Genomic DNA, 249 nt, shown 5'->3' on the forward strand with positions numbered 1-249 from the left:
AGCACTGCGCATGGCGTGCAGCAGCCGGTAGCCCGGGAAGAAGTAGGCGTTGGCGATGATCACTTCGCGTTTGGCATTCGCCAGCATTTTCAGGTAGTGGCGCTCAATATCGTCCCGGTGCTCGCCGTTATCCCGCCAGACGAACAGCGCCTGCGCTTCGCCGGGCTTCCGGTTCTCTTCCGGACGATGGCGGCGCTTCCACCAGCGTCGGGCGGCCTCTTTGCCGGGTAAGTTTTCCAGTTCAAACAG

General features: G+C 61.8%; 1 pseudogene. It reads right to left on the minus strand.

The features are described from left to right. Positions 1 to 249 (minus strand): annotated as a pseudogene (locus CVH10_RS22955) (hypothetical protein); the annotation flags it as partial.

The sequence above is a fragment of the Halomonas sp. ND22Bw genome (genome assembly GCF_003011945.1).
Taxonomy (GTDB): domain Bacteria; phylum Pseudomonadota; class Gammaproteobacteria; order Pseudomonadales; family Halomonadaceae; genus Halomonas; species Halomonas halophila.